Annotated in this window: 7 protein-coding genes; 6 read left to right on the top strand and 1 reads right to left on the bottom strand. The window is 44.0% G+C overall.

The features are described 5' to 3' along the window. The first annotated feature begins 149 nt into the window (after positions 1-149). The 6 genes from mbhE to mnhG are packed head-to-tail and all read left to right on the top strand — an operon-like array spanning position 150 to position 5,702. Entirely contained in the window at positions 150-2,819 is a 2,670-nt protein-coding gene (gene mbhE / locus CAG69_RS04115; protein ID WP_202600690.1) for a hydrogen gas-evolving membrane-bound hydrogenase subunit E, read from the top strand. Further along, positions 2,819-3,172, top strand: coding sequence for a Na+/H+ antiporter subunit C (locus CAG69_RS04120; protein ID WP_017633704.1), 354 nt, complete (start codon positions 2,819-2,821; stop codon positions 3,170-3,172). The genes mbhE and CAG69_RS04120 overlap by 1 nt, the downstream gene beginning before the upstream one ends. After that, positions 3,169-4,665 (top strand): Na+/H+ antiporter subunit D, encoded by a 1,497-nt coding sequence (locus CAG69_RS04125; RefSeq protein ID WP_161442850.1) that lies wholly within the window; start codon positions 3,169-3,171, stop codon positions 4,663-4,665. The genes CAG69_RS04120 and CAG69_RS04125 overlap by 4 nt, the downstream gene beginning before the upstream one ends. After that, complete coding sequence (locus tag CAG69_RS04130; RefSeq protein ID WP_005373320.1) at positions 4,662-5,138, top strand: Na+/H+ antiporter subunit E; 477 nt, start codon at positions 4,662-4,664, stop codon at positions 5,136-5,138. Before CAG69_RS04125 ends, CAG69_RS04130 begins: the two co-directional genes overlap by 4 nt. Continuing rightward, complete coding sequence (locus CAG69_RS04135) at positions 5,131-5,409, top strand: cation:proton antiporter (protein WP_005373317.1); 279 nt, start codon at positions 5,131-5,133, stop codon at positions 5,407-5,409. Before CAG69_RS04130 ends, CAG69_RS04135 begins: the two co-directional genes overlap by 8 nt. Further along, on the top strand, positions 5,409-5,702 hold the full coding sequence (mnhG, locus tag CAG69_RS04140) for a monovalent cation/H(+) antiporter subunit G (protein ID WP_005373314.1): 294 nt from the start codon (positions 5,409-5,411) through the stop codon (positions 5,700-5,702). The genes CAG69_RS04135 and mnhG overlap by 1 nt, the downstream gene beginning before the upstream one ends. A 19-nt stretch (positions 5,703-5,721) precedes the next feature. On the opposite strand, the gene CAG69_RS22440 is transcribed toward mnhG, so the two are convergent. Next, positions 5,722-6,060, bottom strand: coding sequence for a GntR family transcriptional regulator (locus CAG69_RS22440; protein ID WP_337247409.1), 339 nt, complete (start codon positions 6,058-6,060; stop codon positions 5,722-5,724). Between the last annotated feature and the right edge of the window lie 128 nt (positions 6,061-6,188).

Below are 6,188 nucleotides of genomic sequence, written 5' to 3' on the forward strand. Positions count from 1 at the left end.
CCTTTAAGTAGCATTCAGTGATTGCTGTTTGCTACTTATCCCTTGGTTTTATGATCTTTTTTGAAATACTTGGGCTAAAACAATCAAGTGGAGCTTTTTATCTTTGCGCCAAATAGGGCGAACTTTCTTATAAAAATGAATGGGCTGCGATGTTGAATAGCATAACGGGTAAAGAAAACCTGCCGAAAAATCTCGATAATCAGTTGGTCTTACTGATTTTCCCTGTGCTGCCAATTTTAATCTTCTCTTTTCTCTTCTACATCTATACTCCTGCAGGCGTGAGCTGGAATGCGGAATGGATACCAAGCCTCGATATCAACCTTAGCTTTAGGCTAGATGGCCTTTCATTTCTTTTTGCGGGACTGATCAGTGGGATTGGCGCACTGATCCAAATATACGCTTTGGCTTACTTACGAGAGAGTGATAGCCGATTTTCCTTTCATTTATACCTAACCCTATTCATGCTTGCCATGCTAGGGATTGTGATGAGCGATAACATCCTGTTGTTATTTGTTTTCTGGGAACTCACCACCATCACTTCTTACTTACTGATTGGTTTTAATCACGAAAACAAAACGTCACGAAAAAATGCACTGCAGTCGTTGATCGTTACAGGTGCTGGTGGGCTAGCGTTGCTAGCTGGTCTTATCTTGCTGGGAGCAATGGCAGGGAGTTATGAGCTAAATACCATTATCGAGCAGGCAGACACTATTGCGCAGCATGAATGGTTTATCCCATCTCTCGTGCTCATACTACTTGGTGCATTTACTAAATCTGCGCAGTTCCCGTTTCATTTTTGGCTACCTAACGCGATGGCAGCGCCCACTCCAGTCAGTGCGTATTTACACTCGGCAACAATGGTAAAGGCGGGCATTTACTTGTTAGCACGTTTATCGCCAGTTTATGCTCATAGCGAGGTTTGGTTTTATGCCTTAGTGATCACAGGGAGTATCACCGCCGTTTGGTGTACATTTGTCGCATTAAAACAAACTGACTTGAAGCTGATGCTAGCCTACAGCACGAATGTTGCTTTGGGTAAATTAACATTATTACTAGGTATGGGCACAGATTTGGCCGTGAGTGCAGTATTGATGTTTATTCTCGCTCACTCTTTCTATAAAGCAGCGCTGTTTATGGTGGTGGGCAATATCGACAAAGCGACAGGAACACGAGATATTGATCAACTGTACGGCTTGAAGTCAGTGCTCGTCATCAGCATGGTTGCGGGGAGTTTGGCTGCATTGTCTAAAGCGGGATTCCCGCCGTTGTTAGGCTTTTTGAGCAAAGAATACATGTACAAATCCGCAGTAGAGCTCAATAACTGGATCGCCTTTGTACTTTTAATGGTCAATATATTGATGGTTGCGCTAACCATTATGCTTATTGCGAGACCATTCTTTGCTCGCCGTGATCTCGTGCCAATTGAAACGAAGCCGGTTGAGGCCAAAAAGGCTATGTGGGTTTCACCTTTACTCTTGGCACTTGGCAGTCTCATCGTTCCTTTAGTCGGTTTAAATTGGTTGGATCACCACATCATCTTTCCTGGCTCTGCTGACATTCTGCCTGCAGCCGATATTAAAGCGACATCATTATGGCATGGTGTGAATGTACCGCTGGTCCTAAGCGTTATCACGCTAGTATTGGGGTATGTGGTGTACCGTGTTTATCCTACTGTGTCTGCATTTTTTCAGCGGTTACATCTATTCGTCCCCAAAGCGGAGAATGTTTTTGAACGACTATTAGATGACATGATGACACTGGCGAAGTGGCAAACGGCGCTGTTGCAGCAAAAGAAGTTGAGTCGTTATGTCCTGCTATTTTTCGCGGTACTCGCCGTCGCTTTACTTGGTCAGGTAGCATTTATTCCTCTGCCTTTGTTTGAACAGCTTTCAAAAGTGGCTTTCTATGAGATTGGCATTGCCTTATTGCTGATTGGTGCAGCGATCGTATGTACGTTGTCTCACTCAAGGCTTCTTGCGATTTCTGCGCTAGGTATGATTGGTTTTATGACCACGCTTGTTTTTATGATCTACAGTGCTCCGGACGTCGCGAAGACTTTACTGTTAGTGGAAACATTAATGGTGGTCTTTTTAGCATTGTTAATGCGTCATATGCCGCGTTTAACCACTGTGCCCAAGCATTCAATAAAACGCAAATTGGCGAATGTTTGTATAGCGGGCGTGATAGGTGTTTCGATTACTTTCCTCTTGTTAGGAATCACGTCCCAGCCGATGGATTCATCGGTGTCTGAATTCTTTGCGGAAAATAGTGTCCCAGGCGGGCATGGGCGCAATATTGTCAACGTCATTCTCGTCGACTTTCGTGCGTTCGATACATTGGGAGAGGTTGTCGTCGTTGTCATTGCTGGGATTGCAGCAGTGAGCTTGCTTAAGACAAGAGCGAAAAAGCAAAACCGTATTCAATCATTAATTTTTGCAACCACGGCACATATCGTCGCGGCGCTCATGCTCGTGTTCTCAGTGTATCTGTTATTACGTGGTCATAACGAACCGGGTGGTGGCTTCATTGGTGCATTGATTGCCGTTATTGGCTTATCGCTTCTCATGTTCGCGGAATCACCGAAATACGTTCGCTCTAGGTTGTATTTCAAACCGTTTCTTATTGCGTTATCTGGCATCGCATTGAGCTTAATTTCTGGTGCTTTGAGCTTTGCGTTTGATAAACCGTTTTTGACCGGACTGTGGTGGAAAGACGTGATACCACTAGGGACGCCATTGGTTTTTGATGTTGGTGTTTACCTTGCCGTTATAGGTGGCGTGATGGGTATGCTGCTTCGTATTAATGAGGAGCTAGAGTGATGGAAATAGTCTGGAGTGTTGTCGTTGGAGTATTTGTCGCAGCAGGTGTTTATTTAATGCTTGAAAAGCATATCTTGCGCCTTTTGTTCGGCATCATGTTACTCAGTAGTGCGGTTAACCTTGCTATTTTTACCGCTGGGAGGCTGACGCCCGGAGAGCCGCCATTGATTGGCGATAATGCTCTTTTACCACCAGATAGCGCGGCAAACCCTTTACCTCAAGCGCTTATCTTAACTGCGATAGTCATCGGTTTTGGACTACTTATTTTTGCTTTAATGCTGTTCTATCGAGCTTATAAAGACACTGGAACTGCAAACGTCGATGAAATGCAACGTTCTGAGGAGGGTCAATGAGTTCGATTTTGCTTACGTTACCGGTTGTTCTCTCGCTGAGTACGGCGTTGACTATCTTCTTCGTCCGTCGCTCAACAAAAAGTGTTGAGTGGTTGAGCGGTGTAAGTGCGATTTCGAACCTTTTGGTTGCGGGTTTTCTCACAGAAAACATCATAAATAATGGTATTCAAGCCGTTGCTTTTGGTCAGTGGAGTGCGCCATTTGGTATCGTGTTTGTCGCAGATTACCTCAGCGTTGCTATGGTGATGATAACGGCGGTGATTGGTGCGATATGTGTTTTCTACGCGATGGCGGACCTTCACCGAAAGCCCTCCTATAGCAATTACCATGCGTTAATGCACATGTTGCTCGCTGGCGTTTATGGCGCTTTCCTGACTGGAGATATTTTTAATCTGTATGTTTGGTTTGAGGTCATGCTCATTTCATCATTTGGTTTAATGGTGTTAGATGCAACGAAAACTCAAGTTGATGGTGCAGTAAAGTACGTGATGTTGAACCTGATTTCGACGCTGGTATTTTTACTTGCTATCGGTTTATTGTATGGCGCAACGGGCACCTTGAACTTGGCCGATCTCTACACCAAAGTTGCGGAAAATGAATTGAGCATCAACATGATGCTGTCCGCGCTATTTTTGTTTGCCTTCTCTATTAAAGCGGCACTCTTTCCTTTATTTGCTTGGTTGCCCGCTTCTTATCACACGTTGCCAAGCGGTGTGGTGGCACTGTTTGCCGCGTTGCTTACTAAAGTCGGTGTATACGCGTTGATAAGAGTCTTCACCTTAGTATTTCCGCTCGCCGAGAGTGGCTGGCAACCGACGTTAATTTGGGTCGCAGGGCTAACCATGTTAACGGGCGTTTTAGGAGCGGCTAGCCAATTCGACATTAAGAAAATTCTTTCTTTTCATATTATTAGCCAAATAGGCTATATGATCATGGGGTTGGCTATTTACACTCCCTTAGCTTTAGCCGGTGCCATTTTCTACATTGTTCATCACATCATTGTAAAAGCGAATTTGTTCTTAATAGGTGGATTCATCGAGCGCAAATATGGCTCTAGTCAACTTGAACATTTGGGTGGGGTATATAAAGCTATGCCTTGGTTGGCGTTCTTGTTTCTTGTGCCTGCGTTTTCTCTGGCCGGTTTTCCACCGCTATCGGGTTTCTGGGGAAAGCTATTGGTCATCAAGTCGAGCATACAGGCTGAATATTACTGGTTAGCAGGTACCGCGTTATTGGTGGGGGTGCTTACTGTCTACTCGATGACGAAAATTTGGAGTGAGGCATTTTGGAAAAAGCCATTTAGAGAGAAGCCAGAACAGACTCTGCAGGCCAAAGTACATTGGTTGTACTGCGTTCCAATTATTGTATTGACGACGTTGACGCTAATCATTGGCTTAGTGGCGGAGCCTTTTTATCAATTTTCCGTTCAAGCTGCAGAACAACTGTTAAATCCGACTGAATACATCAGAGTGGTGTTAGGAGGAAATACATGATCTATCTATTCCTCAATTTTTTCTTAGCGTTAGCGTGGATGATGCTTAATGGCAGCTATTCGAGTCTGAATTTTGTTGTCGGATTTACGGTCGGTTTTTTTGCTTTAAGGTTGAGTCAACCATTTGGATTGAAAACGAGCTATTTTCAACGTTTTGCATCTGCATTGAAGTTATTGGTGTACTTCGCTTATGAAATGGTTATATCGGTTGCGAAAGTGGTGTGGGACGTCGTGACACCTACTCATTTGAGTCAGCCTGATATCGTTTATGTTCCTCTGGAGGTCGATTCTGATCTAGAAATCACATTACTGGCGAACATGGTTTCTTTAACACCGGGCACGCTTAGTTTGGATGTTACGGCTGATAAAAAGTATCTTATCGTTCATGCCATGTTTGCACCTGAACATGAAGAGGTTATTCGCGGAATTAAAGATGGGTTAGAGCATCGAATTTTGGAGGTGACGCGTGGATAGTTGGCTGCAAATAACGGTCACTTTTGCCTATTCTGGGCTACTACTCAGCTTTGTTATGGCTTTTGCTCGTTTAATTCTAGGACCAACGCTAGCTGATCGAGTTGTGGCGTTAGATCTGATTTCATTTATCACTATCGGATTTATTACGGTTTACACCTTAGACAGCGGTGAGGACGCTCTGTTAGACATCGCCATTACATTAGGTTTGGTCGCATTTCTCGGCACGATCGCATTTGCACGTTTGATCGTTAAAAGAAAGGAGAAAGAATAATGGACGTGTTGATTGGACTATTTTTATGCTTAGGAACATTGTTGACCTTGGTTGCAAGTCTAGGTGTCCTGAGGCTTCCTGATTTGTATACCCGAATGCATGCAGCGACCAAAGCTGGAACTGTCGGAGTGAGCTGCTTGTTATTAGCGGTCGCTTTCTCACTCCCTGAAGTTACCGTGATCTCTCGGGTTATCGGTACGATGTTGTTTATCGTTCTCACTGCGCCAGTCGCCTCCCACCTGCTCGGCAGAGCAATGCGAGAGGTCGGATATAAGATTTGGCGCAATGATTAACCATTAGCGTCGAATAGTACTACGTCCTAGTTGAAATAAACTCGAAGCTGTATTGATGAAGTCGGAAGTAATTGACGGTATATTCAAATGCACGACCATCTTCTAGGTAACCAGTGGACTCAACTTTTAGAATAGGGGAAGCTTCTGATTCATTCAGGTATGAGGCCGTCTCTGCATCTAACAAATACGGTTTGACAGACTGACTGCTTTTCGCAATTTTCAATCCTTTGCTATTTTCAATGTACTCATATTTAGAACCATTCATTATGGCTATGCTCAAGTCTGGAAATAACACTGCTGGCATATGAGTGACTTCGTAAATTTCAGGCTCATCATTAATACATCTGAGTCTATGTATTTCATATGTATCATCATTGGCGAGAGATTTAACTGCTTAGCAACCTGCTCAATCGGCTTTTTAAGTTCGAACTTTATGACTTAGAGCTAGGCGTTTTCCCCTGTTTACTGACTTCCTCGATAAAACCC

It is taken from the genome of Vibrio sp. V43_P6S15P86 (assembly GCF_009904725.1).
Taxonomy (GTDB): domain Bacteria; phylum Pseudomonadota; class Gammaproteobacteria; order Enterobacterales; family Vibrionaceae; genus Vibrio; species Vibrio diabolicus.